Source organism: Rhodococcus sp. LW-XY12, assembly GCF_019317345.1.
Lineage (GTDB): Bacteria > Actinomycetota > Actinomycetes > Mycobacteriales > Mycobacteriaceae > Rhodococcus > Rhodococcus pyridinivorans.
This window is the reverse complement of sequence record NZ_CP079225.1, coordinates 4,923,288-4,948,528: the sequence shown is the minus strand read 5'-3', so window position 1 is coordinate 4,948,528 and position 25,241 is coordinate 4,923,288. Positions and strand designations below refer to the sequence as shown.

The window sequence follows — 25,241 nt, the reverse complement described above, 5'->3', positions numbered from 1 at the left end:
TCATCACCGTGCGCTCGCGCGAAACTTCGGATCGGACAGCACATGACCGCTCTCGCCCCGCCACCCTGGCCTGCCGCTACCCGCCCCATGCCGGCGCGGCGCGGCCCCAAGGGTGCGTTCATCCACAAAATGATCACCACGACCGACCCGAAAGTACTGGGTCAGATGTACCTGGTGACCGCGTTCGCGTTCTTCGCTATCGGAGGCCTGATGGCCCTGATCATGCGCAGCGAACTGGCCGCGCCGGGTCTGCAGTTCCTCTCGAATGAGCAGTACAATCAGCTGTTCACCATGCATGGCACGATCATGCTGCTGATGTACGCCACTCCTGTGGTGTTCGGCTTTGCCAACTACATCCTTCCACTGCAGATCGGCGCGCCCGATGTCGCATTCCCCCGGCTGAACGCCTTCAGCTACTGGCTGTATCTGTTCGGATCCCTCGTTGCAGTCGGCGGCTTCATCACCCCCGGCGGCGCCGCCGACTTCGGCTGGACCGCGTATGTGCCTTTAAGCACGGAAGTGCACTCCCCCGGCATGGGCGCAAATCTATGGATCGTGGGCCTGGCCATCTCAGGACTGGGCACCATCCTGGGCGCAGTCAACTTCATCACCACCATCGTGTGTATGCGAGCCCCCGGCATGACGATGTTCCGGATGTCGATCTTCACTTGGAACATTCTCGTCACCTCCATCCTGATCCTCATCGCCTTTCCGCTGCTGACCGCAGCGTTGATGGGGCTGCTATACGACCGGGTACTCGGCGGTCACCTCTTCGATCCCGCCACCGGCGGAGTGATGCTCTGGCAGCATATGTTCTGGTTCTTCGGTCATCCCGAGGTCTACATCATCGCGCTGCCGTTCTTCGGCATCGTCTCCGAGATTTTCCCGGTGTTCTCCCGGAAGCCGATCTTCGGTTACACCGGCCTGATCTACGCCACCCTCGGCATCGCGGCCCTGTCGATCGCGGTGTGGGCGCACCACATGTATGCCACCGGCGCGGTGCTGCTGCCGTTCTTCTCGTTCATGACCTTCCTGATCGCCATCCCGACCGGAGTGAAGTTCTTCAACTGGATCGGCACCATGTGGAAGGGGCAGTTGACTTTCGAATCACCGATGTTGTTCTCCGTGGGTTTTTTGATCACCTTCCTCTTCGGCGGCCTGTCGGGCGTGATCCTGGCCTCCCCTCCTATGGACTTCCAGCTGCACGATTCGTACTTCGTGGTGGCGCACTTCCACTACGTCGTGTTCGGCACCGTGGTGTTTGCGACCTATGCGGGTATCTACTTCTGGTTTCCGAAGATGACCGGTCGAATGCTCGACGAGCGCCTAGGCAGGTGGCATTTCTGGTTGACATTTCTGGGCTTCCATTCCACCTTTCTCGTCCAGCACTGGCTGGGCAATGAAGGCATGCCCCGCCGGTACGCCGACTACCTGCCCTCGGACGGATTCACCACCCTGAACACGATTTCGACGATCGGATCTTTTGTCCTCGGTGCCTCGGTGTTGCCATTCGTGTGGAACATCTTCAAGAGCTACCGCTACGGGCAGATCGTCACTGTCGACGACCCCTGGGGCTACGGCAACTCGCTCGAATGGGCGACTACCTGCCCGCCGCCGCGACACAACTTCACCGAACTGCCGCAGATCCGCTCCGAACGGCCGGCGTTCGAGCTGCACTACCCGCACATGGTCGAACGCATGAGGGCCGAGGCACACGTGGGTTTCGGTGGTGCGCCCAGGAGCACCGAAATCGCTAAGCGTGAGCTTGCCGAACCGCGGAGCACCGGCGAGGCCTCGGCACGCACCGATACGAAGGAATAAATCGTTCGCCGTCTCGGCGCCGAAAGATCGGAAAATACCGTTGAAGACCAACATGCCGGTGGTGACCGTGCCGGCAACAGACCGAGCCACCGCGGCATTGGCCGACTGGCTCATCCGAGACCTGACCGCCGTGACGCTCGAGCATGCAGGGCTTCCGGATCCTCAACGGTTACGTCGCCTGCCGCCGATCACCGCCGCGCACATCGGCAAGCCGGGTAAGTTGCGCCGACATGTGCGTGCGTTGGAACATGTTCTCGGGCAGGTGGATCGGCATCTTCGTGCCGGTGCGCACCTGCGCGAGCATGGCCTAGGAACCGAGTCGGTACCGGCCGTGCCGACAGAGCTCTTCGACGTGGCGGCGGACCTGGCCGGCACCGTCGTCGAGCGTGGCAGTCCGGCTGCGGCACTGGCCAATCGGGCGGTGCTGCTCGCGGCCGGAGTTATCGGCCGGGGGCTGGGGGTAGTCGATGCCTCCGCGACCTGGTCCGCTACCGCGGGGTCGTATTGCGCGATCATTGCGCAGTTGTGGCGGGACGAGCCCCAGGCACAGGTGCTGGTCGATCCCGGGTAGAGGGCTGGTGCCTGGTCCGAGGGGTGCGGGTACCTGCGCCGGTCGGTCCTCGGACGGATCGGGCTGGATCCATCCGAGGGCCGACCGGTCTGCTCCGCTTTGGACGGTCGCGGTCACCGGAACATTTTCCCAGGGCGGAGGTCGAGTTATGAGCGAGTCGGGTGACCGTAGTGATCCGGACGAGGTACAGCCCGGCGACGAGTCGACTGTCTACCCCGATCCGGTCCACCGTCGACAGGAGCTGGCGGCCGCCGAAAAGAGGGTCGCCGGACAGATCGATCCCGGGATGCGTGCGGTGGTGGTCGCTGCAGTGGTGGTGGTGGTGGCGGTCTCGTTCTCACTTCCGCACAACGGTGGCGCCAACGGCTGGCAGGTGCTGGCCGGCTCTACGGTGGCACAGGCCGAAACCATCACCCTTCCTTCGCGGATCTTTTTGGTGCTGGCAGCGGTGTTCGGGATCGTGCTCTCGATGCTGGCGCTGGTGACCCGACGATGGGTGCTGGCCTGGTTTGCCAGCGCCGGGTGCACGCTGGCGATCGTGTTCGGTGTGCTTGCCGTGTGGTCGCGGCAGACCCTCGATCCCGTCGCCGGTGGGGCCGGCCCGGCCATCGGCTTGTTTTTGGGGTGGGGAGCGATGACCGTCCTGGCGTACCACTGGATCAAGGTGGTTTGGGCGCGGTCGTCGCAGATGGTCGAGGCCGAGGCTGCCCGTCGGGCTGCCGAATCCGAGCTGCCCGAGCAGTACCTGCACCGGCTTCCTCCACCACGCGAGGACGGCACGTAGTCGTCCGAGCATTCCCGCGCGCCTCGCAAAAGGTACCTCGCGATGGGGAGAATATCGCTCGATGCGCCGTGAGTGAGCGGAGGCTGCCGCTACCCGGAAACTTTTGTCAGATCAGGGTTTGCCAGTACGGCCAGAAGGCGTGCGCTACCAGGGCGGATACAGTCAGCGTCCAGACGGTGGGGACCACTGCATGCAGCCGGTGCAGCCGCTGCCATGACCGCAACGGTCGATGTTTTTGCACCGCCTCGAGGTGCAGCAGGCAATACCACCAGCCGAGCACGCTGACCAGCCACACCACCATGCAGTACGGGCACAGCGCTTCGATCCGGTAGAGGCTCTGGAAAATCAGCCAGTGCACGAAGGCGACCGCCGCGGTCAGGCCGGCGAACAGGCCGTTCCAATACCAGCGGGGCACGCCGGCCCCGGCCAGGACCGCTACGGCGGTGGTCAGTACGACCGTGAAACCGATGACGCCCAGCAACGGATTAGGGAAGCCGAACAGTTCCGCTTGCCACGAGGTCATGATCGACCCGCAGCTGATGACCGGGTTGATGCTGCACGAGGGCCGATAGGCCGGATCGGCCAGCACGGCGAACTTTTCGACGGTGAGTACCAGCGAGGCTAGTAGCCCCGCTGCGCCGCAGACAACGAGGATCCAGCCCACCCCCGTGCTGCCGAGCGTCCGACCCGACGCCTCGTCGGTGGCAGGCGCCGCCGGACGCGTCGGGGCGCTCACTCGGCCAGCGCCGCGTCGATCCGGGCCCGTAGCTGTTCGTAGGTGGGCATGGGGGGCAGCTCGACGCCGTTGAGGAACAGGGTGGGTGTGCCTTGTACACCGAGGGTAAGACCGTCGTCGAAGTCCCGGTCCACGCGCGCGCTGACGGTGGGATCGTTGACGTCCCGCTCGAATGCGGCCATATCCAGGCCCAGTTGTTCGGCAAAACCCCAGAATACTTTTTCCTGGGACTGGCTCGACTCGCCCCACTGTGCCTGGGTGTCGTACATGAGCTGATACATCGGCTCGAGACGCCCTTGCCGGGCCGCGGCTTCGACGACCCGTGCGGCCAGATGGCTGTTGGTGTGGCTGGGAATGGGGAAGTAGCGGATCCCAAAGTCGATCCGCCCGACGTACTCGTTGCGGATTTGTTCCATCACCGGGTACAAGGCCCGGCAGGACTCGCATTCGAAATCAAGGAATTCGACGAGTTGGACCTTGTCGTCGGGGGCCGTGGACAAGGTACGGATATCTGGGGTCCACACCGGTGCCGTGGCAGCGCCGGGCGCCTCTTGGCCAGTCGTCCCGGCGTTCGTCCCGGCCCTATTGGTGTAGAGCAACACCGACAACAACACCACGAACAGGGCGACCAGAGCCGCGGACACTTTCACATTGGTCGTCAGTTTCATATTCTCGTCCGTCTCGGTGTCTGAGCGAGCCGGTAGCGTCACCGACCAACCGTAAAACTACGGTACATAGTAGATGGGCTAGGGTAGACCCCGATCAGCACCCTTTGCGTTCTCTCGACAGGCCACCGCGCCGGACGCTGCGCCGGGGTAGGGAGCCGAGAAAGTATGTTCCCATGACCAGACTCATCACGATCTTCGCCGCGGCCGCCGCGGTGCTGCTCCTCGGCGTCGCGCCCGCGCAAGCTCACAGCATGTTGATCGGTTCGACTCCCGCCGCCGACGCCACGGTGGCAAGTTCCCCGGACGGAATCGAACTCGAGTTCAACCAACCCATCAACACCGCTTTCGCCACCGTGACACTTACCGACAGTTCGGGCACTCAACGGGGAAGCTCCGAGGCGATTGTCGACGCAGAACGGGTGCGGCTGGCCATCCCGGAGCCCTTGACCGCAGGGGAGTATACCGTCGGCTACCGGGTCGTCTCCGCCGACGGCCATCCCATCACCGGTTCCTACGCCTTCACCGTCACCGCGGCGGCCGGGCAGACACCGACCTCCGAGGCTCAGGAGGCGTCCCCCTCGTCGGGCGCAGCCGAGCCCGAGACCACCGAAGCGCAGGTTGCCCCTGAGGACTCACAGTCCTCAGGCTCGTCGATTCCGTTGCTGCTGGGGTTCGCAGTACTGGGGGTGCTGGTCATCGCCGGGGGCACCTGGGCGGCAATGCGCGCCTTCCGGAAGAGCTGACACCGGACTCGGCGAGGAGGTGCTGCCCGCAGTCATCTCCTCGCCGGGACTCTGTGCACACCGCGACTTCTTGAAATTTCGGTTCCCCTGACTTTTAATTCAGGGAAACCTTTTGGAGGGCGGATGACGCTGACGCGCAATGTCGGGCCAGTGCAACGGTGGCGCCGTGGGACTCTTCTCGGACCGGCATTCGTCGCCTCTATCGCCTACGTCGATCCGGGCAACGTGGCCTCCAACGTCAGTGCCGGGGCCCAGTTCGGTTATCTGCTGGTGTGGGTCATCGTGGTGGCCAATGTCATGGCCGCGCTGGTGCAGTACCTGTCCGCCAAACTCGGTCTGGTCACCGGCAGGTCGTTGCCCGAGGTGCTCCGCGAGCGCATGTCCCTACCGGCGCGCTTGGCGTACTGGGGACAGGCGGAACTGGTCGCCATGGCTACCGACCTGGCCGAGGTCATCGGCGGCGCCATCGCCCTGAACCTACTGTTCGATCTCCCGCTACTGACGGGAGCGTTGATCACCGGAGCGGTCTCGTTGCTCTTGCTGCTGGTGCAGGACACGCGTGGTCAGCGCGGTTTCGAACGGGTCATCACCGGTCTGTTGCTGGTCATCGCGATCGGGTTCGTCACCAGCCTTTTCGTTGCCCCGCCCCCCGCCCACGCCGTGGCCGCAGGACTCGTGCCGCGCTTCGACGGTGCCGAATCGGTGCTGCTCGCGGCGGCCATGCTCGGTGCGACCGTGATGCCGCATGCGGTGTACCTGCACTCGGGACTGGTCCGGGATCGTCACGGTCATCCCGAGCCCGGTCCGCGACGGGCCGTGCTGCTGCGGGTCACACGCTGGGATGTCGGACTGGCCATGGTGGTGGCGGGCACGGTGAATCTGGCCATGTTGCTCACGGCCGCGACAACGTTGCAGGGCCGGGAGGGGGTCGATTCGATCGAGGAGGCGCACACGGCGCTGGGCCTAGAACTCGGCTCGACGGTAGCGCTGCTGTTCGCGCTGGGCCTGTTGGCCTCCGGGTTCGCGTCGACCTCGGTGGGTGCCTACGCTGGGTCCTTGATCATGGACGGGCTGCTGCGCAGACGGATACCGCTGCTGGCGCGGCGCTTGATCACCCTGGTGCCGGCGTTGGTGGTGGTCGCGCTCGGGACGGATCCGACCCGGGCCCTGGTGCTCTCGCAGGTGGTGCTGTCGTTCGGTATTCCTTTTGCGTTGATCCCTCTGGTGCGTCTGACCAGCGATCGGGCGCTGATGGGCATCGACGTCAACCATCGGCTCACCACCATGGTGGCGTGGGTTATTGCTGCCACGATCACGGCGCTCAATTTGGTGTTGATCTATTTGACGGCGCGGCCTTGACTGCGTCCGTTCCGAAACATCGGATTGATGAGGATCAGGGCCGGGGCCGTTTCGGTGGGTATTTTCGCTGGTTATCGATGATGCGGATCTCGTCGTTGATCCGGGTGCGCAGCCGATGCAGGGCTACCAGCGACACTGCTATCCCGGCGAGTACACCGACAAGGAGCGTCCACGTCAGCGACACCTCGAGTCCGAGAAGGTGGACGCCGGCCACCGCGGCGCCGGCGCAGCCGGCGACCACCGCCAGACGGACTGCGGTGTAGAGGAACACCAGGCGGGACACCCGCATGGTCGACGACTGTTTCATGATCGCTCCTGAGCGCCGACCCGGGACGGTGCCGGTCCGGGTCCTGGCAGTTTCGCCGGTCAGTTCATCGGTAAGGGTGCGGCGCCGTGGGCCGTAAGTAGTTGCTGCATCGTCGTCGATTCGGCTTGCTGGGTGTCGGCGATCTGTCGGGCCAGCGTCGTGACCACTTGTTCGGTGGCGTTGGCCGCGGCGTAGCGTGCCATCGGCAGGCCGCCTTGATGGTGCCGAAGCAGCAGTTGCAGGTACAGGGTGTCGAATGCGGGGCCGGTGGTGCGTCGTAGCGTGTCGAGTTCGGAGGTGGTGGCCATCCCGGGCATCCGTGGTCCTTGGATGGCCGATCCGGGCGGCATCGCCGCGTGCTCGGTCATACCTGCCGCCGTCCCGGCGCTGTCCTCGGTAGCGCGCATCCAGGTCATCGGTTCCCCGGCCGCCTGCAGCGGTCGGTCCCATACGGCCAACCAGCCCTGCATCGTGCCCCATTGGCCCTGCTGGGTGGTGAGCACGTCGTAGGCGAGGGTGCGGACCGCCGGGTCGGTCGCGTTGGTCAGCGCCATGGCCGACATTTCTACCGCCTGGCTGTGGTGCACCGACATGTCCTGGGCGAAGCCAACCTCGACCGAGTCCTGTGCAGGTGGCTCGGGATGACCGCCTCTCAGTCCCGAGGCACCGATACCCAGATAGAGACCGACGACGAGCGCGAACACACCCACGGCGAGCGTGCGGCCGAGCCTGGCCCATCCACCGGCAGCGGGAGCGGCGGGGGCAGTGAGGACGGGAGTGTCGTCGGACTCAGCCATTGCCGGGTCCGAGGTTCGAGCCTGTCGCCGGGGCGGCGGGGGCAGTGAGGACGGGAGTGTCGTCGGACTCAGCCATTGCCGGGTCCGAGGTTCGAGCCTGTCGCCGGGGCGGCGGGGGCAGACTGCTGGCCCACGGTCATGGGGACGGCGTCCGGCCCCGGCGCGGACGCATCGAACGGCGGCGGAGCGCTCGGATCGAAACTGCCTGGAGTGGTGGAGCAGGTGGCACCTGCCTCGGGGTGGGTGTTGGGGTTTCGGCGCAAGGCAGTGATGAACTGGGCGAGTCGATCGTCTTCGGAGTCATCGAGCGCGAGGCGGTGGCCCCAGGACTGCACCGAGATCGGGGATGGCAAGCCCGGATAGGGCGACATCAGGGTGTAGGGCTGGCCGTCGACCTTCGCCTCCAATGTTGACACCTCGTCCCCGGTGACCTTCTGCGGGTCGTACGTAATCCACACCGCGCCGTGTTCGAGCGAATGCACCGCGTTCTCGCTGCGGATCGGTTCGGAATAAACCGTGCCGGTACAGGTGGCCCAGTACTGATCGTGTGGGCCCCCCATCGGGGGAGTCTGGTCGTAGGCCACCCGTTGCGGTGCCTGCACATGCGTTCCGGCCGGGTAGTCGATCTTCTCCACCCCGTCGATCACCGCAGACGGATCGGGGTTGTCCGCACTGGGCACGTACTTCTGGGCCTCGGTGCGTTCGGAGATCTTCGGGACGAGGTTGTACGCGATGGCCCCGATCAGGGCGATGATCACCACGGCAGCGCCGATCATCGGCCACGGCACCCGGTGCGAGTCGGCTAGGAGGAGCGGTCCCGGTCGCTTTCGGGGCGTCTGCGACTTCGGTTTGTCTGAGCTGTTCACCGCGTTTGCCTTCCTCGGCACCGATAGGCCGTCGCCCTACCGTAAATACTATAAATCATAGTTTTCCACGTGGGGGCCGTCGGAGGCTGCCATCGCCGAGCCGACGCGGCGGCTATGCCATCCGCGACAGGTCTGTCGGGGGTACACCCCGTTGCTGCAGCCACTGGGTCGGATCTACCTTCGTACCGGCCGGATCGGTGGTTTCGAAGTGCAGGTGCGGACCGGTGGACTGACCACGATTGCCGACGGTGGCGATCTGCTCACCGGCTTGCACACGCTGATCTACCTCAACCAGCGTTTCGTTGATGTGGCCATAGGTGCTGGTGGACCCGTCATCGTGCCGGACCTGGACCCACAGACCGAACCCGGAGGCCGGGCCGGAGTCGATCACGGTGCCCGAGGCGGCAGCATAGACCGGGGTGCCGATGCTGTTGGCGATGTCCAGACCGGCGTGGGACGAACCCCATCGCGGTCCGAACGCGGAGGTCAAGGTGCCCGAGACCGGAGCGACGGCGAGGGGCTGCAGTGTCGGTGTCGCCCAGGAGGCTGCGTTTGTCGGCACCGCTGAGCTCGACGGCAGGGCCGGAACAGTGGCGGCAGGGGACACTACCGCGGGAAAACCCGGAACCGCGGCGAGTTGGTCGAGCGCCGCCTCGACCTCCGGCAGAGCGGCCAGTGCTGCGAGTTCGGCTGGCAACGGGACCGGTGCAGGCGCGGCGGCATGCACACCACCCGAGGTCGGCTGGGCAGCCGCGGTGCCCGGAGCGAGAATCTGAGATCCCACGATCAGCAGTGCGCCGGTCGCGACCGACGATGCACATGCCCCGGTCGTGGCGCGGTTCGTCGGCGCCCGGTGCCGCCCCCGGCGTCCTTCGGATCCTGGCGCGGAACCCGGTTCTATATCGGTAAGGTAACGGATTTGGTTCCGGGTTGATGCATGGTGCCGTCCCACAATAACGCTCCTGACATGCTCTTTCGATGTAGATCCGCCGTTGCCGCGACGGGTAAGATAACGAAACGATATACTAAGAAGGCGCTAAAAACTACCTGTCTTAGTAATTGGGTGGGTGTGGGCCTTCTGGCGACCGATGAGCAGGATCCACATCACGGCCGCGGCGGCGAGCACCTCAGGGCCCGAACCGAGCCGGGTCGCCCAGGTCAGTCGGGTACCCAGGGGCAGCTCACCGACGAGGACGTCGGCGGTGAACATCGCACTGCGGTTGGTGACCGCGCCGTCGGGAGTGATCAGAGCGCTGACGCCGCTGGTAGCCGCGACCACCACGGACCGCCCGTGCTCTACCGCCCGTAGCCGAGACATGGCCAGCTGCTGGTAGGTCATCTCGGTGCGGCCGAAGGTCGCGTTGTTGGTGGGCACTACCAGCAACTGGGCGCCTGCCCGCACCGACTCGGCAACCGCATCGTCGAAGGCAACCTCGTAACAGGTCGCCACCCCCACCGGTACGCCGTTGAGCTCGACCCGGCCGGTACCGTCTCCGGGGATGAACCGGCCTGCCTGCGCGGCCGCCGGCCACAGGCGCTCGATCACCGGGCGCAGCGGCAGATATTCCCCGAATGGCACCAGGCGCCGCTTGAGGTGCCGGGCCCCGGGACCTGTCACCGGATCCCACACCAGCGCACTGTTACCGCTGGTGCCGTCCCCGTTGTCGAGCACGGCACCGACGAGGATGGGCACGCCGATGGCGGCAGCGGCCTCATCGAGCTCGGCGTGGGCATCGGCCTGACGCAGCGGATCGATGTCCGAGGAGTTCTCCGGCCACACCACCAGCTGCGGCCGGGGCGCGCGACCCGACGCCACGTCGACGGCAAGTCGTTCGGTCGCCGCGACGTGATTGTCGAGCACGGCCCGACGCTGGGCGTTGAAATCGAGCCCCATTCGCGGCACGTTGCCTTGCACGGCCGCGACCGTGACCGTCGATGCCGGGAAGCGGGCGGAGTCGCGCATCCCGACGAGCGGTGCCGCCGCAAATGCGACCGCTGCCAGCAGCATCGAACCCATCGCGACCGCAGGCCGCCGCTCGCGCGCAGCGATCACGGTTGTGACCACCGCGGTGCCGATCACCGCGACGGCGAAGCCCACACCGGCAGGCCCAGCAAGGGAAGCCAGCTGCAGAAGTGGCCCCTCGGCTTGCCCGAAGGCCAGCCGTCCCCACGGAAATCCTCCGAACGGAATCCGTGCGCGTATTGCTTCGGTGACCACCCAGGCGGCGGCAATCGATACCGGGGCCGCCGGGCGGCGGCTGAGCGCCGCGGCCAGGGCGCCGAATATCCCGACCGCGAGCGCCTCGATCGCTGCAAGCGCCAACCAGGGCACTGGTCCGACGTAGACACCGACCCAGGGCAGCAAGGGCAGAAAGAACCCCAACCCGGCCAGGTAGCCGTAGCCGAAGCCGGCGCGCCTGCGTCGGCCGTGCAGTACGGCGGTGAGCACGGCAATGGCGAGCGGGGCCAACCACCATCCCGTGCGGGGTGGGAAACTGGCATAGAGCATCAGCCCGGCCAGAATCGATGCCGCACTACGCACCGGCACCGACAACTCCGGTCCGCGGCGGCGCACCGAGGTAGGGAGCGCCACGGTGGTGGCCCCCTCACTCATCGACGAGTTCCCTCCTATTAGGCGGACGCGCAGACCCCTGTACACACAGGTACACATGCCCAGGGTGTGTCAGTTCAGTCCGGCATAGGAGTGCAGCCCCGAGACCACCATGTTGATGATGAACAGGTTGAACAGCATAGATACGAACCCGGCAATGTTGATCCAGGCCGCGCGGGTTTCCCGCCAGCCGGCGGTGGCCCGGGCGTGCAGGTAGGCGGCGTAGATCACCCATGCGATGAACGAGACGGTTTCTTTCGGGTCCCAGCCCCAGAACCGGCCCCAGGCGGCTTCGGCCCAGATCGCGCCGAGGACGACCCCGGCACCGAACAAGGGGAACGCGAAGATCGTCGTGCGGTAGGCGAGACGGTCGAGGGCGCGGGCGTCGGGGAGCCGTTGCATGAGTCGGGCCAGCCGGGTATCCGGGCGTTTTTCGGCGTTCAACGCCAGCAGAAACAGCGTGCTGGCCACCCCGGAGACGAGGAAAACTCCGCTCGAGACGGACACGACCGAGACGTGGATCGGCAGCCAGAAAGACTGTAGCGCCGGCACCACCGGGGCGGCATCGGCGTAGAGCACGGTGCCAGCGACGAACAGCAGGATCAGCACCGGGATCAGCGCGAATGCCCACAGCACGCGCAGCGCCGGGCGGCGCAGCACGATCAGCCCGGCAAGTACGCCCACCGCGCAGGTGACGGTGACGAACTCGTACATGTTGCCCCAGGGGAAACGCGCGGTGGCCAGCCCGCGCAGCACCATCGAACCAACGTGCAAGATCAGGGCGATCACGAGGACGCTGACGCCCATGCGGCCGAGCCGGTCCGAAAGGTCCCGCCGGGGTGGCTCGGCGACCCGGCCCGGCCTGTCGGCGGGGACCGCAGAGGTGGTAGAAGTGGCAGAGGTGGTGGCGGCCGCGAGGATGGGTGCGGTACGGCGCACCCGCACGGCCGCGAATTCGGCGATGAACAGCACCAGCGCCAGTAAGTAGATGGCGAAGGCTGTTTCGAAGCTCAGGTCGGAGTAGCGGGCGAGGGTGTCGTCAATCGGCATACGCTATCGGTCTTCCTTCGGAGCAGAGGGCACATCGGGTAGCAGGCGCTGACAGATGTCGGTGAACTCCGAACCCCACCCGGCCTGGTCGGTACGGGCCAATCCCCCCAGTTCGAGGGCGGTGCCGGCGCCGTCAGGGCGCAACCGCACCCAGATCCGGCGGCGCTTGATCACCAGCGAGGCCAGAAGTCCGCCCATCATGGTGATTGCGAAGACCAGCACCCAGTTCTGCGCGGGATCATGAGAGACCTGCAGGTAGGCGAATTCCTCGGCGCCGTCGAACCGTACCGCGGTACCGTCGGCCAGGGTCGTGGACTCGCCGGGCTTCAGGTTGACGCGGTCCTGTTTGACCAACCGGCCCTGATTGATCATTTCGGAGTTCAGCTTGAAGATCGACTGCGGAATGCCGGTATCCAGGCCGGTATCGCCCTTGTAGATGTCGATGGCCACGGCCGGATCCAACATGTCGGGGAACACCGAGGTCAGCAAGGTGCCGTCGAACGCTGCGGTGGGCGCGAACAGCCCTTCGAGCGCGATCTGGTTGCGGCGGCGCTCGTCCGGATCCGGGTAGGTGCCGCCGGGCGGATCGAAACGCAGGGCGCCGCTGCTGAGGAACGTGGTGGCGTCCTCGGGGGCGAACTGCAATGTTTCGGTGCGCGATTGTCCGTCGGGGAAGGTCACGGTGAACCGGGGCGCGTAGCCGTGGCCGGTGAGGTAGACCCGTTCGTTGCCCAGGCGCAGCGGTTCGTTGACCCGCAGTCGGTGCTGCTGCCAGCGGTCGGTGCCCAAGTCCTCTCCGTTTTGGTAGGAGATGTTCGAGGTGAACATCTTCGCTTGGCCGTTGTCGAGGTAGTCGGCGGAAAAGTCCTCGACCCTGACGCAGAAGGGCTCGAGTCCGGTGCCGTCGGTGGCGGTACCGGCTCGGAACGAGTCGTACACCGCCGGGGAGGTGTTGCAGAACCCGGGACCGCCGTCGGCGATGACGATCACCGCGCCCTCGTACCCGAACAACCGGCCGGTGGCCACCGCCACCAACAACCCCACCAGGGAGAAGTGGAAGACCAGGTTGCCGGCCTCGCGCAGGTAGCCCTTTTCGGCGGAGATCGACCGGTGCCCGTCGTCGCCGGTGCGGGTGACCGTTCGCCACCGGCGCAGCACGGTCTGTACCTGCTCGAGAGTGTCGTCGATGGGAGTGTCGAGTTTTCCCTGGTGGTGGTGCGGCAGCCGGGACAGATTGCGCGGTACCGCGACCGGCTCACTGCGCAGCGCCCGCAGATGCTCGCGCAGGCGCGGGAGCAGACATCCGATGAGCGAGATCATCAGCAGCGCGTAGATGGCGGTGAACCAGAAGCTGGCGAACACGTCGAACATTTCGAGTCGGTCCAGGAGCGGGCCGAGAACCGGGCGGGCGGCGATGTACTCGTCGACCTTGCCGACGTTGAGGTTGCGTTGCGGGAGCAGCGCCCCGGGGATCGCGGCGACCGCGAGCAGGAACAGCAGCACCAGGGCGGTGCGCATCGAGGTGAGCTGACGCCACAGGTTCCGGGCCTGGGCGAGGGCGCGGCGCCACGGAGGAGGACTCGGTAGCGGTGGTGCCGGATTCCGGTCGGTGAGGGTCATATCGGTAGCACCACGCTGGTGACGAACTCATCCCGGATCCACGCGATGAACAACTCCCATGCCCCGGTCAGCAGAGCGATGCCGACCGCGAGGAGCATCACGCCGCCGACGATTTGAATGGTGCGAGAGTGGCGGCGCAGCCATCCGACACCGCGCAGGGCCGAGGACGAACCGAACGCCAAGGCGATGAACGGCAGTCCCAGTCCCAGGCAGTACGCGACGATCAACAGCACTCCGCGGGCGGCGGTGGTGCCTTCGGTGCCGGCCGCCACAGACAGCACCCCGGCCAACGTCGGGCCCAGGCACGGTGTCCACCCCAGCGCGAAGACCCCACCGAGCAGCGGGGCGCCGGCGAGTGAGGAGATGCGCCGGGGCGCAAAACGGGTGTCCTTCTGCAATGCCGGAATCAGGCCGATGAAGGCCAGGCCCATCACGATGGTGATCACCCCGCCGAGGCGTTGGAGCAGTTCCTGGTTGATCCGCAGTGCCCCGATCACCCCGAATACCGAGGCGGTGGCCAGCACGAACACCACGGTGAAACCGGCGACGAACAGGCCGGCGGCGCCGGTGACCCGCCACCGGCCCGTGGTGTGTACCCCGGCGGTGCCTACACCGGCAGGGGTCAGGGCCGGTGCTTCGGCGCCGGAGACGCCGGCCAGATACGACAGGTAGCCGGGCACCAGGGGCACCACGCACGGAGAGGCGAACGAGATCAACCCGGCCAACAGACAGGCGCCCACCGCCAACAGCAGCGGCCCGGACGCGGCCGCGGTCTGGAAACTCGCCCCGATTCCCTGCGCGAGCACAGTCACGGTCACTGTTCGGCCGCCACGCGTTCGATGACCGGTTGCAGGTCCTCGGTCAGCAGGGCCCGCAGGAACACCGCCGCGACGCGATGCTGCCGGTCGAGGACGAGCGTGGACGGGATGACGCTGGTGGGAAAGGCGCCACCGAGGGCGGTCAAGGTCGCCATCGGCGGGTCGTAGATCGATGGGTAGGACACATTGTTGTCGATCACGAAGTCCTGGGCCTTGTCGCGCTGGGGATCGCGGACGTTGATACCGAGAAACTGCACTCCCAGATCCTGGGTGGCTGCGTAGGCGCGCTCGAGATCGTCGGCTTCGCTGCGGCACGGGGCGCACCACTGTCCCCACAGGTTGAGCACGACCACCTGGTCGGCGTAATCGGCCAGGTCGACGGTGACGCCGTCGGTCATCAGGTCCGGGCCGGAGAGCGCGCCGAGGGTGCCGCGGTCGGCCGGCGGATCGTAGAAAATGTCGGTCTGTCCACCGGGGGCGACGAAATCGAAGGTGCCACCCTGGGCGACGGCGTCGGAGCCGGTGCCGCAGCCGCTCACCCCCACCAGCACCACCACGGCCAGGACCACTCGGCCCAGCAGTCGAGACGGCCGGCCGCCTGTCGGCTTTACGCCGGTCATCGCAGCAGCCCGTTCACCGCGGCACGGACCTGGTCCGGGCCTGTGAACACCGCGGGCTCGGCGATCCGGTCCACCGAACCGTCGCGCTGCAGAAGGAAGGTCAGCGGCAACACGGGTGGGCCGGCCAGTGCCTGCTGTGCCCGGTCGTCGGTGTCGACGAACGAGGGGTAGCCGATGCGCAGGTCGGTCATCAGCGTCGCGGCGGAGCCCGCGGTGTCCTGCACGTTGATCCCGATCACCCGCACCGCGCCGGGCTCGCGGGCGTAGGCATCGAGCACGGGCATTTCTTCCCGGCACGGTCCGCACCACGAGGCCCACACGTTGAGCAGGGCCGGTTCCCCGGCCAGGGCGCCGCCGAGATCGACGGGGCGGTCCGAACCCAGGCACCGCACCGTCACCTCCGCCAGGGGACCTGCAGCCCCGATGCCCGTGCCGGTCGGGCAGGGCGGGGTCGCGCCCGGGTCGGGCAGAGCGTTGCGTGCCGGGGCGGGGCGGGCGGATACCGCGGTCGGCTGTAGCCCGGAATCGGCTGGGGTCACGGTGTCGTCCTCCCGTTGGGGCCACAGCGCCACCACGAACGCGACGATCACGAACAGACACGTGATCGACCATGCGGCTCTGGTAGACATGTGGCCCCTCTCCGTTGTCGTCCGACCGAAATACTACGCGAGATAGTATTTCGATCGGACGACCGGTCGGGATCAGCAGCACATCATCGACGCACACATCTGGCATGCGCCGCTGAGCATCATCACGTGGCAGTCCCACAGCGCCTGCAAATTCGCAATCATTTCCTGCATGTTTCACCTCCTCCTCGATCGCGATGCGCCGCTTTCGCGCATCTACTATCTCCGTACGTAGATAGTAGATGTAGACGGGAACGCTGGTCCTGGGCTCGTCCAGCAAGGAAGCGTTCATGCCGAAAACGACCGGTTCACCTCCGCTGTGGCGCCCGTGGCGGGTTCACCACCTCGAGGCGGTGGAGGACTACCTTGCGAGCCTCTACCGTCGGAGCGGCCGCTGCGAAGAAACCTCGACCACGGCGCGGGCAGCCCGTCTGGGCTGGAGGCTGTCAGCAGTGTCAACCATGCACCGACGCCAGGGGGCCGCCGATCTGATCGTCCGCCCCACGGCGCACCGAGCGGAGTTGACCGGCCACGGCCGACAACACGCGAGAAACGTGGTGCGGCGGAACTGCCCGGTGAAGACCTTCAGGGCACCGGAGTTGTCCCTGCTGTGGATCGAACTCCCGAGAGAGGCCGACCGGCTCGAGCATGTTGTCGGCATACTGTTCGAGGTCCGACTCGTCCGGGTCCTGGGATATCCGCGGTCGAACCCGTTCGGCAGTCCCATCCCGTTCCCGACCGAAGACCGCGCCGAGTCGTGGCCCGATCTTCTGACCGCCGTCCTGCCCTGTCGACGATTCACCGTTCGGCGCATCGCCGATCACGACTCGGTGGCGCTCGGACTGCTGACCGGAGTCCACATCGGCCTGCACACCGTCCTGACCGACGTGGTGCTCGATCCGGTCACCGACCTGGTGCACTTCGACACCGCCGGCCACCGGCACATCCATCCGCTCGGTTGCGCTCAGTAGGTGCACGGTCGATCCGGGTGATCGGGAGGGTCAACGGCGGTGACCGGCCGCGGACGCATCCGGCCCGCCTTACCCTGGGAGAACGGCAGACACGAAAGCGGAGGCAACGGTGCGGGTGAAGGGGTTCGGTGAACTCGAGGCCGTGGTGATGGACCGGATCTGGGAGCGCGAGGGCACCACCACGGTCCGGCAGATCTTCGACGCTCTCGCCGCGCACCGCGACATCGCCTACACCACGGTGATGTCGACGATGGACAACCTGTACCGCAAAGGGTGGCTGGCACGGGTCCGCACCGGCAAGGCATTCACCTACTGGCCGACACTGAGCCGGGAACAACACACGGCTCGGCTGATGCGCGAGGTGTTCGACGCGGGCGGGCAGACCGATCTGGTCTTGACCCACTTCGTCGAGCAGATGAGCGCGGAGGAGTCGGCGAGCCTGCGCCAAGCACTGCGTCGACTGTCCGGCGGCGAGGACACCGCGTGATCCCCGTCCTCTGCCTGCTGCTCTACGCCGCCGCCGTCGCGGTGTTCGGTCCCGTGGTCCTGGCACGGCTGACCGCCGCCGGGATCGCCCCGCGCCTGGGCGTGGCCGCCTGGCTGAGCGCAATCACAGGTGTGTCCGTCGCCGCAACCGCTGCCGTGGCGATTGCCCTCGTCGACGTGCTCGGCAGAGGTGGTGACGCCGCTCGATGGATCGTCGACTGTGTCGGCGCGCTCTCGACAAGCGTCGGCGAGCACTCCGGCGCAGACATGCGTCTGCTGTCGGGAATCGTATTGTCCGGGGGGCGGCCGTGGGGGTCGTCGGGGCGTGGCGGATCTGCCGGGGTGTGCAGCGCCGCCGAGCCCGCACCCATGAGCACGCCCACCTGGCCCGGATGGTCGGACGTCGCATCCCCGATCTCGACGCAGTGGTGATCGACTCCGAGGAACGAGTGGCGTACTGCATAGCCGGACGCGAAAGATCGGTGGTGATCACCCGTGGCGCGTTGGCGGTGCTCGATCCCCGGCAGCTCGCCGCCGTCCTCGCGCACGAGCGAGCCCACCTCGGCGGCCGCCACTCGCTGGTGCTCGATGTCGTCCACAGTGTGGCAGCGGCACTGCCCGGGGTTTCCCTGTTCCGGGTCGGCGCCACCGAGATCGGGCGTCTGTTCGAGATGTGCGCTGACGACGTGTCGGTCCGCGGACAGGGAAGGCGGGCCCTCCTCGGCGGTTTGCTCGCCTTGGGTGGGCATCCGGCCCCGGAAGGTACCCTCGGCGGCGGCGGTGGGCTCACCGCCCGCGCCGCGCGGCTGGTCAGCCCGCCTCCGCCGCTCGTTCGTCTCGGCGTCACCGTCCTGCTCGGGGCCGTCATCGTCACTGTCCTTGCGGGGCCGTTGATGTGCACCTTGATGGATTGAGGCGTTGGGCGGCACCCGAGGTCCCGGGGGCCGGGGGCCGGCGTGGCCGAGGGCGATCCCACCAGGGCGGCGACTCTGTCATCGTCGAAACCCGATATAATCCCCTTCAATCGATTATAGGTGTGCGCCGAAGCGTTGCTGTCTTCCCGGATCGCTCGTAAGCGGACGGGTTCGGGCGCCGGGTCGAAAGGTGCTCATGAATCTGCTCGCGTCCGTCCTGCAGGCGGTCGGCCTGTTTCTCGTGACCAATATCGACGACATCATCGTGCTGTCGCTGTTCTTCGCTCGAGGAGCCGGGGTTGGGGGCACCACCACAGCGATTTTGGTGGGACAGTATCTGGGATTCGGCGCCATCCTCGCCGCCTCCGTTCTGGTCGCAGTGGGGGCGACGACCTTCTTGCCGGAGGAGGTGATCGCCTACTTCGGTCTGATCCCTCTGCTTCTGGGTGCGTACGCCGCATGGCGGGCATGGCGGGGGCGAGGGGAGGACGACGAACAGAAAACCGCCGGTAAGAAGGTCGCGGTAGGGACGGTCGCCGCGGTTACGTTCGCCAATGGAGGCGACAACATCGGGGTCTACGTCCCGGTGTTCGTCACTGTCGGAGCCCCCGCGGTGGTGGCCTACTCGATCGTCTTTTTGGCCTTGGTTGCAGTTCTGGTCATCGCGGCGCGCTACCTCGCCACCCGCAAGCCGATCGCCGAGGTTCTTGAGCGCTGGGAACACGTGCTGTTTCCGATCGTGTTGATCGGTCTCGGCGTGTTCATTCTCGCCGAGGGTGATGCATTCGGGCTGTGAGGATGCCCGCCGGTGACCCGACCTATTCATATCGTTGAGTGCCGGTTATTATCGTCATATGACGATCAATGATGTGGGTTGCCACGCCCGCGAATCCGTGGATTCGGCAGTGGCGTTGTTCCACAGCCTCTCCGACGGCACCCGCCTAGCCATCGTGCGCCGGCTCGCCGGCGGTGAAGCCCGCGTGGCGGATCTGGTGGGCGCGCTCGACTTGGCGCAGTCGACGATTTCCGCGCATGTGGCGTGCCTGCGGGACTGCGGTCTGGTGCAGGGCCGACCCGAGGGCCGGCAGGTGTTCTACTCGCTGACCCGACCGGAACTGCTCGATCTGCTCGCCGCGGCCGAAACCCTCTTGGCCGCGACGGGCAACGCCGTCGCGCTGTGCCCGAACTACAGCACCGACACCGGGGAGAAGTCGTGAGTGACGCGTGCGGTTGCGGCCACGACGAACCCCGCGTCGAGGGTGAGGAAGACCACGAGCCCGACAAGTGGTGGCAGGTCACCGAGATTCGGGCGGCCGCCGTCGCCGGGCTGCTGCTGGTTGCCGCCCTGGTCGTGGGGTGGACCGACGGCCCCCACCCGGTGAAGCTGACCCTCGAAGCCCTGGCGCTGATCGTCGCCGGCTACACCTTCGTCCCCTCCACCCTCACACGCCTGGCCCGCGGCAAGATCGGGGTCGGCACTCTGATGACGATCGCCGCCGTCGGCGCCGTGCTGCTCGGCGAGGTCGGCGAGGCCGCGATGCTCGCCTTTCTGTTCGCCATCAGCGAGGGCCTCGAAGAGTACGCGGTCACCCGCACCCGCCGCGGCCTACGCGCCCTGCTGAATCTGGTGCCGGACACCGCCACCGTCCTGCGTGGCGGTCGTGAACAGACCGTCGCCCCCGCAGAGTTGGTGCTCGGGGAGATCATGATCGTCAAACCCGGGGAGCGGCTCGCCACCGACGGCACCATCCGCACCGGCCGCACCGCCCTGGACACCTCCGCGATCACCGGCGAATCCGTCCCGGTCGAGGCCGCACCGGGCTCCGAGGTGTTCGCCGGCTCGATCAACGGCACCGGCGTTCTCGAGGTCGAGGTCACCGCCGGTGCGCAGGACAACTCGCTGGCCAAGATCGTGCGGATCGTCGAGGCCGAGCAGTCCCGCAAGGGCGAGGCCCAGCGTCTGGCCGACAAGATCGCCAAGCCTCTGGTTCCGGGGGTGATGGTTGCCGCGGCGCTGATCGCCGCGATCGGCAGCGTGTTCGGCGATCCGCTGGTGTGGATCGAACGCGCCCTGGTGGTGCTGGTCGCCGCGTCCCCGTGTGCGCTGGCCATCGCGATCCCGGTCACGGTGGTCGCCGCGATCGGCGCCGCGTCCAAGCTCGGTGTCCTGGTCAAGGGCGGTGCCGCCCTCGAAGCGTTGGGCCGGATCCGCACCGTCGCGCTGGACAAGACCGGCACCCTGACCCGCAACCGCCCCGAGGTCATCGACGTCGCCACCACCGGCGGCGCCACCCGCGGCGACGTCCTGAACGTCGCCGCCGCCCTCGAGGCCCGCAGCGAACACCCCCTCGCCGCAGCGATCCTCGCCGCCGTCGACGACTACACCCCGGCCGAGGACGTCGATGCGGTCCCCGGGGCCGGACTGACCGGACACGTCGGCGGCATCCCCGCCCGGCTCGGCCGGCCCGGCTGGATCGATCCTGGCCCCCTGGCCGCGGATATCGAGCGGATGCAGCACGCCGGAGCCACCGCGGTGCTCATCGAATGCGACGGCGCCCTGATCGGCGCGGTCGCGGTGCGCGACGAACTGCGCCCCGAAGCCCGCGACGTCGTCGCTGAGTTGCGCCGCGACGGTTACACCGTGGCGATGCTCACCGGCGACAACGAGCGCACCGCACGAGCGTTGGCCGCCGCCGTCGGCATCGACGAGGTCCACGCCGATCTGCGTCCGGAGGACAAGGCCCGCATCATCGACACTCTCCGCGGTACGCGGCCGACGGCGATGGTCGGCGACGGCGTCAACGACGCCCCGGCCCTGGCCACCGCCGACCTCGGGATCGCGATGGGCGCGATGGGCACCGACGTCGCCATCGAAACCGCCGATGTCGCCCTGATGGGTGAGGACTTGCGGCACCTACCCCAAGCCCTGCAGCACGCCCGACGCTCCCGGACGATCATGTTGCAGAACGTCGGCCTCTCGCTCGCGATCATCACCGTCCTGATGCCCCTGGCCCTGTTCGGGATACTCGGGCTGGCCGCCGTCGTCCTGGTCCACGAGATCGCCGAGATCATTGTGATCGCCAACGGGGTGCGCGCCGGACACGCCCGGAGCCTGACCGCGACAACAGAATCGACAAAGTCATCCGTGCCGGTCGCCGGAGCTCGGTCATGACAGATAAGGACAACTCCGTGTCGTCCGTAGTGCCCGTGGGCAGGCGGCGTTGCGGCCGAGGTATTCTCGTCGTGCTGGTGGGTGCCCTGGCTGCGGTCGCGTTGGCCCTCGATCCGGTGGCGCGCGACGCGCTGTCCGGTGGGCGGGCAATCGATTTCGGGTTGTTGCAACTACGGTTGGCCTACAACACCGGGGTCGCGTTCAGTCTCGGTGACCAGCTCCCCCCTACCGTCGTTCTTGCCGTCACCGCTGCCCTCACCGTGACGATCGGCGTGTTCGCCTGGCGCACTGCACTCGACAGTCCACTGATCCAGACCATCGGCCTGGCCGCGATCGTCGCCGGCGCCACCGCCAACGTCGTCGACCGCTTCCTTGATGGCAAAGTCACCGATTATTTCCACACCGGGTGGTGGCCCACCTTCAACCTCGCCGACACCTACATCACCTGCGGTGTTGTCCTCGTCGTCGGCGCCCTGCTTCTCGCAACCTCCAACAGGGACCACATCTCATGAGTCGAATGCCCGAACAGCTGCGCACCCTCTACACCGCGGAGATGACCGCCGCTCGACATAGCAGCGACGATGTCAGGCGCTGGCGCCACCTCGAACGCGCCCACATCTTGTCCCAGCCCTACCCGTGGCCGCACACCCGCAACCACCTCGCCATGTTCACCTTGGCGCTGCGCCAGCGTGATCGCCGCGAGGCTGTGGGCCAGGTCGTGCGGATTCTGCTCGCCGCTCCCGGCTCGGCGCTGGGCCGCTACCCTCAAGGCAACACCGGGCGTACTTCGGCGGGGCTGATGACCCCGATGCAGGTCCCGGAGGATCTGGTTTCGATGCTCACTCGACCCACCTGACACCGCGCCTCTCGCTGCGATTGAGTCAGACGGAACAACAAGTCCGGTAGTGCACCGTCTTCCTCATCTACTACTTGCTGTCCGAGTTCGAAAGGGGCCAGTCAGGGACCACCCGCACGTTGTGCTGCGCAGACACGGATTATGTTGAGGTCCGGGCAATCATGTGGCGGCCAGAATCGCAGGACTCGACTTGCCCTCATACCGTCGAACCGAGGTGAACGAGTCCTGCGACCTGACTCTCCCTTCCCTCAGAAGGGAAGAAAACCTTCCGTCTCATTCTACAGAGCAGATCCCGAAACCGGCACGGCACTTTGTGTGCTGGAACTTTTTTGCTCGAAGCATGAGGAACCGCTGGGCGTTGATGCTGAAATGTGCGCGGTCCAAAGATGGCCGTCGCTGCCCGCGTAGCTCGTGGACTGTCGAATCGGAGCACAACGTTGGGCTCGGTTACCGCGGCCGGCCGTACCGGGCGGCGAGACTCTCGCTCGCGGAGAGCGGCGTCTCGTCGTCGGTTCGGGTGGCCTTCACCTTGCGGCGTTCCCTCAACTCCGCCCACACGAAATACCCCAGTCCCATTGGGGCCATGATCCCGAACGCGAGCCACTGCAGCCCGTACGACAGATACGGACCCGCATCAAGTTGGGGAAGTGGGATGACTCCGAGCCCGCCCGGCTGGTGAGCATCGAGTTGTAGGTAGACGTCTTCGAGTTCGAGACCCGTCACAGCCGCGACCTGCGGCGCGTCGATAAAATACACTTGCTGATAGCCCGCGTCAGTGAAGGGCTCCTTGCCGTCCATTGTGCCTTGGGACTTGCGGATCCGAGCATCGAGCGAGACATTTCCGCCCGGTGCGGCGGGGATTGCGGGGACCTCGCTACCGCGTACCGGACGCACATAACCTCGATTGACGAGAATCGTCCGACCATTACCCAGCGCAAACGGCGTGAGCACTTCGTACGCGGGTTGGGATTCGACGCTGCGCAACCGGACGAGCACATCAGAGTCGGGCAGATACGAGCCCTGCGCGACGACCCGCCTCCACTCGTCGTCGATCGTCGCACTGTCACCGCCGAGCAGCTCGGCGACAGGGACCGGGTCCTGCGCCATCGATGCCGAGATCCGCGCATTCCGATCCTCGGTGCTCGTGTTCTTGCTCAGCTGCCACGGGGCGAGCAGGGTGAAGCACCCATACGCGAAACCGACTACCACCACGGCCAGAATGAACCAGCTCGGACGGAGAAGAAACATCACACGGCGCACTTGTTCACGGTAGACCCCAGAGTGGACTCTTCTGCCATCGCATCCCCTCTCGACGCGCTCAACGCCCAGCTGCTGCGGCGCCTCCACCTCGACCTCACCCACCTGACCTTCGAGTCGAGGATGGGGAACAATCCGGGGCGTTTGAGGTGGAGCACCTTGCTGATCTTGGCTACCCCCACGCGCCGGGGCGCGGCCGTGCGGAAATGGTCGTAGAGGGCTTCGGCCCGGTCGTAGAGCTCGCCGCTGATGTTCGGGTCGGCCTCGACCAGTTGTGCTTCGATCGGCGCCGCCGCCCACGGGGCGTCGACGGCGGTACGGATGAACCAGTCGAGTTGGGCGTGGCTGATGCGGGAGCGCACCTTGTGGGTGCGGGCGATCTCGTCGGCGGTGATCTCCTTGAGTGCTCCGGGTCCGGGCAGGTCGTAGCGGGCCACGGTCACCGCCGGATAGCCGTGGGCCTTGGCGGTCGCGGTGTCGATGTCGATGCTGCGTCCGGCGATCACCAACACGGTGGCCCCGTCCTCGCCGCGGGTGCGGTTCATGGCTTCTGCCGCCCGGCCGGGTCCGGGTCGGTGTCGTTGATGCCTCCCAGATCGGTGTATGGAGTCGCAGCGGACGTGTCTGCGGTCGTCGCAGCGGCGATTTCCGTCGGGTCCGGCCGGCTCGAGATGCGGATCGTGCGAGCGAGTGCCCGCAGGTCCTGGAGCGAGCGGATTCCGTCCGGGACGCTGTCGTCACCGGGTGACCGTAAGGCGTTCGAGTTCAGCGGGTTGGTGGCATGCCGCTCTTCTCCATCCTCGTCCGCGTACGGAGAACGGTCTCCGAGCATCTGGCGGCTCAATTCGCGCATCTGGCGACATTCCTCGATCTTTTCGACGGCCTGCTGTGCTCGGATCTTTTCGGGCTTGAGGTACTCCTCGATCCGTCCGATGTCCGTGGCGAGGTGCGCCATCGCGGGGGCGATCTTCTCCAATGCCTGTATTGAGCGTTTCTGCAGGGAGTGCAGTGAGTCCGAGTGCGTCGAGAATGTTCCCCACCTATGAACGCTCATGTCGAGCACGAACGTGTCGCTGTAGGTATCACGCTCGTTGGGGGCAGATCCGTAGGTGATGGTCACGGTGACTCGATCGGGGATCTGTTCATCGTTGCGGATGGACCGGTCGGGGTCGTCCGGGTCCTCTTTGCCGATGAAATAGATGTTGAACAGTTCGTTACCGGGCATGAAGGTGGGGATGGGGTCGGCGTAGCGCTTGAGGAGGAATGCGATGATGCTCGGCTGGCCGCTGTGGGTAGGTTGCTCAGCCAGTGGTGGGTCGAATTCAACCTTGACGTTGTACGCCACCGAGGGTCCGAAGTTGCGTACGACCAGAGACGCCGTCCGAGCAGATAGTTGAGGATCGATCACCAATTCAGCACCGACCATCGGCCGTGATCGGTCCCGACTGTCACGCTTCGTCGCCCGCAACGTGCGAACAGCCACGAAAGCTGCGGCGACCGCCGCCGCTGCGGCCACGACCGTCGCACCACCACCGACAGCCGCACCCACCGCGGACACAAGATCGGTGGTGTCGGACGCAAGGACAGT

The 25,241-nt window shown here is 66.5% G+C and carries 29 protein-coding genes; 14 read left to right on the top strand and 15 right to left on the bottom strand.

The genetic code is table 11. The annotated features are described in order from the left end of the window. The first annotated feature begins 42 nt into the window (after nt 1-42). The 3 genes from ctaD to KXC42_RS22780 all read left to right on the top strand — a co-directional run bounded on the left by ctaD (nt 43) and on the right by KXC42_RS22780 (nt 3,176). The gene (gene ctaD / locus KXC42_RS22790; RefSeq protein WP_039958315.1) at nt 43-1,821 is read left to right on the top strand and encodes a cytochrome c oxidase subunit I; all 1,779 of its coding nucleotides are present in this window, start codon (nt 43-45) and stop codon (nt 1,819-1,821) included. A gap of 40 nt (nt 1,822-1,861) precedes the next feature. Then, on the top strand, nt 1,862-2,392 hold the full coding sequence (locus tag KXC42_RS22785) for a hypothetical protein (protein ID WP_085989315.1): 531 nt from the start codon (nt 1,862-1,864) through the stop codon (nt 2,390-2,392). A gap of 148 nt (nt 2,393-2,540) precedes the next feature. Beyond that, nucleotides 2,541-3,176 (top strand): hypothetical protein, encoded by a 636-nt coding sequence (locus tag KXC42_RS22780; protein WP_219129632.1) that lies wholly within the window; start codon nt 2,541-2,543, stop codon nt 3,174-3,176. A gap of 106 nt (nt 3,177-3,282) precedes the next feature. On the opposite strand, the gene KXC42_RS22775 is transcribed toward KXC42_RS22780, so the two are convergent. Next, the gene (locus KXC42_RS22775) at nt 3,283-3,912 is read right to left on the bottom strand and encodes a vitamin K epoxide reductase family protein (protein WP_006553273.1); all 630 of its coding nucleotides are present in this window, start codon (nt 3,910-3,912) and stop codon (nt 3,283-3,285) included. Then, nucleotides 3,909-4,580, bottom strand: a complete 672-nt coding sequence (locus KXC42_RS22770) for a thioredoxin domain-containing protein (protein WP_006553274.1) — start codon at nt 4,578-4,580, stop codon at nt 3,909-3,911. Before KXC42_RS22770 ends, KXC42_RS22775 begins: the two co-directional genes overlap by 4 nt. Before the next feature lie 173 nt (nt 4,581-4,753). Between KXC42_RS22770 and KXC42_RS22765 the strand changes: the two genes are divergently transcribed. Beyond that, nucleotides 4,754-5,323 carry a copper resistance CopC family protein gene (locus KXC42_RS22765; RefSeq protein ID WP_006553275.1) on the top strand — a complete coding sequence of 190 codons (570 nt, stop codon included), beginning with the start codon at nt 4,754-4,756 and terminating at the stop codon, nt 5,321-5,323. 123 nt (nt 5,324-5,446) lie between these two features. Further along, nucleotides 5,447-6,682: an Nramp family divalent metal transporter gene (locus KXC42_RS22760; RefSeq protein ID WP_006553276.1), complete on the top strand. Its 1,236-nt coding sequence runs from the start codon at nt 5,447-5,449 to the stop codon at nt 6,680-6,682. Nucleotides 6,683-6,716: 34 nt separating this feature from the next. On the opposite strand, the gene KXC42_RS22755 is transcribed toward KXC42_RS22760, so the two are convergent. The 10 genes from KXC42_RS22755 to KXC42_RS22710 form a co-directional block, all read right to left on the bottom strand. After that, a complete protein-coding gene (locus KXC42_RS22755) occupies nt 6,717-6,989 on the bottom strand; it encodes a DUF4229 domain-containing protein (RefSeq protein WP_006553277.1) in 273 nt (90 codons plus the stop codon). Between the two features lie 59 nt (nt 6,990-7,048). Continuing rightward, on the bottom strand, nt 7,049-7,786 hold the full coding sequence (locus KXC42_RS22750) for a DUF305 domain-containing protein (protein WP_033098562.1): 738 nt from the start codon (nt 7,784-7,786) through the stop codon (nt 7,049-7,051). A 68-nt stretch (nt 7,787-7,854) separates the two neighbouring features. Next, the gene (locus KXC42_RS22745) at nt 7,855-8,562 is read right to left on the bottom strand and encodes a DUF3105 domain-containing protein (RefSeq protein ID WP_033098563.1); all 708 of its coding nucleotides are present in this window, start codon (nt 8,560-8,562) and stop codon (nt 7,855-7,857) included. A gap of 202 nt (nt 8,563-8,764) precedes the next feature. After that, the gene (locus KXC42_RS22740) at nt 8,765-9,604 is read right to left on the bottom strand and encodes a M23 family metallopeptidase (protein ID WP_033098564.1); all 840 of its coding nucleotides are present in this window, start codon (nt 9,602-9,604) and stop codon (nt 8,765-8,767) included. A gap of 84 nt (nt 9,605-9,688) precedes the next feature. Beyond that, nucleotides 9,689-11,266 carry an apolipoprotein N-acyltransferase gene (gene lnt, locus KXC42_RS22735; protein WP_006554178.1) on the bottom strand — a complete coding sequence of 526 codons (1,578 nt, stop codon included), beginning with the start codon at nt 11,264-11,266 and terminating at the stop codon, nt 9,689-9,691. A gap of 69 nt (nt 11,267-11,335) precedes the next feature. Further along, nucleotides 11,336-12,313 (bottom strand): c-type cytochrome biogenesis protein CcsB, encoded by a 978-nt coding sequence (gene ccsB, locus KXC42_RS22730; RefSeq protein WP_006554179.1) that lies wholly within the window; start codon nt 12,311-12,313, stop codon nt 11,336-11,338. A gap of 3 nt (nt 12,314-12,316) precedes the next feature. Further along, nucleotides 12,317-13,933, bottom strand: coding sequence for a cytochrome c biogenesis protein ResB (locus KXC42_RS22725; protein WP_006554180.1), 1,617 nt, complete (start codon nt 13,931-13,933; stop codon nt 12,317-12,319). Then, nucleotides 13,930-14,745, bottom strand: a complete 816-nt coding sequence (locus KXC42_RS22720) for a cytochrome c biogenesis CcdA family protein (protein ID WP_033098587.1) — start codon at nt 14,743-14,745, stop codon at nt 13,930-13,932. Before KXC42_RS22720 ends, KXC42_RS22725 begins: the two co-directional genes overlap by 4 nt. A gap of 2 nt (nt 14,746-14,747) precedes the next feature. Next, complete coding sequence (locus KXC42_RS22715) at nt 14,748-15,371, bottom strand: TlpA disulfide reductase family protein (protein ID WP_051121670.1); 624 nt, start codon at nt 15,369-15,371, stop codon at nt 14,748-14,750. Continuing rightward, entirely contained in the window at nt 15,368-16,000 is a 633-nt protein-coding gene (locus KXC42_RS22710) for a TlpA disulfide reductase family protein (RefSeq protein WP_006554183.1), read from the bottom strand. Before KXC42_RS22710 ends, KXC42_RS22715 begins: the two co-directional genes overlap by 4 nt. Nucleotides 16,001-16,287: 287 nt before the next feature. Between KXC42_RS22710 and KXC42_RS22705 the strand changes: the two genes are divergently transcribed. The 9 genes from KXC42_RS22705 to KXC42_RS22665 all read left to right on the top strand — a co-directional run bounded on the left by KXC42_RS22705 (nt 16,288) and on the right by KXC42_RS22665 (nt 22,396). Continuing rightward, nucleotides 16,288-16,968 carry a metal-dependent transcriptional regulator gene (locus tag KXC42_RS22705; RefSeq protein ID WP_081263500.1) on the top strand — a complete coding sequence of 227 codons (681 nt, stop codon included), beginning with the start codon at nt 16,288-16,290 and terminating at the stop codon, nt 16,966-16,968. A 109-nt stretch (nt 16,969-17,077) separates the two neighbouring features. Continuing rightward, on the top strand, nt 17,078-17,455 hold the full coding sequence (locus KXC42_RS22700) for a BlaI/MecI/CopY family transcriptional regulator (RefSeq protein WP_033098566.1): 378 nt from the start codon (nt 17,078-17,080) through the stop codon (nt 17,453-17,455). After that, entirely contained in the window at nt 17,452-17,886 is a 435-nt protein-coding gene (locus tag KXC42_RS22695; protein WP_006554186.1) for a hypothetical protein, read from the top strand. The genes KXC42_RS22700 and KXC42_RS22695 overlap by 4 nt, the downstream gene beginning before the upstream one ends. Then, nucleotides 17,847-18,368: a M56 family metallopeptidase gene (locus KXC42_RS22690; protein ID WP_162273076.1), complete on the top strand. Its 522-nt coding sequence runs from the start codon at nt 17,847-17,849 to the stop codon at nt 18,366-18,368. The genes KXC42_RS22695 and KXC42_RS22690 overlap by 40 nt, the downstream gene beginning before the upstream one ends. 196 nt (nt 18,369-18,564) lie before the next feature. Continuing rightward, nucleotides 18,565-19,164: a cadmium resistance transporter gene (locus tag KXC42_RS22685; RefSeq protein WP_006554188.1), complete on the top strand. Its 600-nt coding sequence runs from the start codon at nt 18,565-18,567 to the stop codon at nt 19,162-19,164. Nucleotides 19,165-19,222: 58 nt separating this feature from the next. After that, nucleotides 19,223-19,585 carry a helix-turn-helix transcriptional regulator gene (locus KXC42_RS22680; protein WP_081263498.1) on the top strand — a complete coding sequence of 121 codons (363 nt, stop codon included), beginning with the start codon at nt 19,223-19,225 and terminating at the stop codon, nt 19,583-19,585. Beyond that, nucleotides 19,582-21,540, top strand: coding sequence for a cation-translocating P-type ATPase (locus KXC42_RS22675; RefSeq protein ID WP_033098567.1), 1,959 nt, complete (start codon nt 19,582-19,584; stop codon nt 21,538-21,540). Before KXC42_RS22680 ends, KXC42_RS22675 begins: the two co-directional genes overlap by 4 nt. Continuing rightward, a complete protein-coding gene (lspA, locus tag KXC42_RS22670; RefSeq protein ID WP_051121673.1) occupies nt 21,537-22,052 on the top strand; it encodes a signal peptidase II in 516 nt (171 codons plus the stop codon). Before KXC42_RS22675 ends, lspA begins: the two co-directional genes overlap by 4 nt. Next, complete coding sequence (locus tag KXC42_RS22665) at nt 22,049-22,396, top strand: DUF3703 domain-containing protein (protein ID WP_033098568.1); 348 nt, start codon at nt 22,049-22,051, stop codon at nt 22,394-22,396. The genes lspA and KXC42_RS22665 overlap by 4 nt, the downstream gene beginning before the upstream one ends. Before the next feature lie 447 nt (nt 22,397-22,843). On the opposite strand, the gene KXC42_RS22660 is transcribed toward KXC42_RS22665, so the two are convergent. Genes KXC42_RS22660 through KXC42_RS22650 form a run of 3 tightly spaced genes read right to left on the bottom strand, consistent with a single transcriptional unit; the run spans nt 22,844 to nt 25,202 of the window. Further along, complete coding sequence (locus KXC42_RS22660) at nt 22,844-23,656, bottom strand: SURF1 family protein (protein ID WP_039958570.1); 813 nt, start codon at nt 23,654-23,656, stop codon at nt 22,844-22,846. Continuing rightward, nucleotides 23,644-24,198, bottom strand: coding sequence for a DUF6308 family protein (locus KXC42_RS22655; RefSeq protein ID WP_006554193.1), 555 nt, complete (start codon nt 24,196-24,198; stop codon nt 23,644-23,646). The genes KXC42_RS22660 and KXC42_RS22655 overlap by 13 nt, the downstream gene beginning before the upstream one ends. Continuing rightward, nucleotides 24,195-25,202 (bottom strand): hypothetical protein, encoded by a 1,008-nt coding sequence (locus KXC42_RS22650; RefSeq protein ID WP_119274230.1) that lies wholly within the window; start codon nt 25,200-25,202, stop codon nt 24,195-24,197. The genes KXC42_RS22655 and KXC42_RS22650 overlap by 4 nt, the downstream gene beginning before the upstream one ends. Between the last annotated feature and the right edge of the window lie 39 nt (nt 25,203-25,241).

What these genes read in the sequence shown, in the direction of transcription:
- ctaD (WP_039958315.1), top strand. Translation starts at nt 43, where the DNA reads ATGACCGCTCTCGCCCCGCCACCCTGGCCTGCCGCTACCCGCCCCATG.
- KXC42_RS22780 (WP_219129632.1), top strand. Translation starts at nt 2,541, where the DNA reads ATGAGCGAGTCGGGTGACCGTAGTGATCCGGACGAGGTACAGCCCGGC.
- KXC42_RS22770 (WP_006553274.1), bottom strand. Translation starts at nt 4,580, where the DNA reads ATGAAACTGACGACCAATGTGAAAGTGTCCGCGGCTCTGGTCGCCCTG.
- KXC42_RS22765 (WP_006553275.1), top strand. Translation starts at nt 4,754, where the DNA reads ATGACCAGACTCATCACGATCTTCGCCGCGGCCGCCGCGGTGCTGCTC.
- KXC42_RS22760 (WP_006553276.1), top strand. Translation starts at nt 5,447, where the DNA reads ATGACGCTGACGCGCAATGTCGGGCCAGTGCAACGGTGGCGCCGTGGG.
- KXC42_RS22755 (WP_006553277.1), bottom strand. Translation starts at nt 6,989, where the DNA reads ATGAAACAGTCGTCGACCATGCGGGTGTCCCGCCTGGTGTTCCTCTAC.
- KXC42_RS22750 (WP_033098562.1), bottom strand. Translation starts at nt 7,786, where the DNA reads ATGGCTGAGTCCGACGACACTCCCGTCCTCACTGCCCCCGCCGCTCCC.
- KXC42_RS22745 (WP_033098563.1), bottom strand. Translation starts at nt 8,562, where the DNA reads ATGATCGGCGCTGCCGTGGTGATCATCGCCCTGATCGGGGCCATCGCG.
- lnt (WP_006554178.1), bottom strand. Translation starts at nt 11,266, where the DNA reads ATGAGTGAGGGGGCCACCACCGTGGCGCTCCCTACCTCGGTGCGCCGC.
- ccsB (WP_006554179.1), bottom strand. Translation starts at nt 12,313, where the DNA reads ATGCCGATTGACGACACCCTCGCCCGCTACTCCGACCTGAGCTTCGAA.
- KXC42_RS22725 (WP_006554180.1), bottom strand. Translation starts at nt 13,933, where the DNA reads ATGACCCTCACCGACCGGAATCCGGCACCACCGCTACCGAGTCCTCCT.
- KXC42_RS22715 (WP_051121670.1), bottom strand. Translation starts at nt 15,371, where the DNA reads ATGACCGGCGTAAAGCCGACAGGCGGCCGGCCGTCTCGACTGCTGGGC.
- KXC42_RS22710 (WP_006554183.1), bottom strand. Translation starts at nt 16,000, where the DNA reads ATGTCTACCAGAGCCGCATGGTCGATCACGTGTCTGTTCGTGATCGTC.
- KXC42_RS22705 (WP_081263500.1), top strand. Translation starts at nt 16,288, where the DNA reads ATGCCGAAAACGACCGGTTCACCTCCGCTGTGGCGCCCGTGGCGGGTT.
- KXC42_RS22690 (WP_162273076.1), top strand. Translation starts at nt 17,847, where the DNA reads ATGGTCGGACGTCGCATCCCCGATCTCGACGCAGTGGTGATCGACTCC.
- KXC42_RS22685 (WP_006554188.1), top strand. Translation starts at nt 18,565, where the DNA reads ATGAATCTGCTCGCGTCCGTCCTGCAGGCGGTCGGCCTGTTTCTCGTG.
- KXC42_RS22680 (WP_081263498.1), top strand. Translation starts at nt 19,223, where the DNA reads ATGACGATCAATGATGTGGGTTGCCACGCCCGCGAATCCGTGGATTCG.
- lspA (WP_051121673.1), top strand. Translation starts at nt 21,537, where the DNA reads ATGACAGATAAGGACAACTCCGTGTCGTCCGTAGTGCCCGTGGGCAGG.
- KXC42_RS22665 (WP_033098568.1), top strand. Translation starts at nt 22,049, where the DNA reads ATGAGTCGAATGCCCGAACAGCTGCGCACCCTCTACACCGCGGAGATG.
- KXC42_RS22655 (WP_006554193.1), bottom strand. Translation starts at nt 24,198, where the DNA reads ATGAACCGCACCCGCGGCGAGGACGGGGCCACCGTGTTGGTGATCGCC.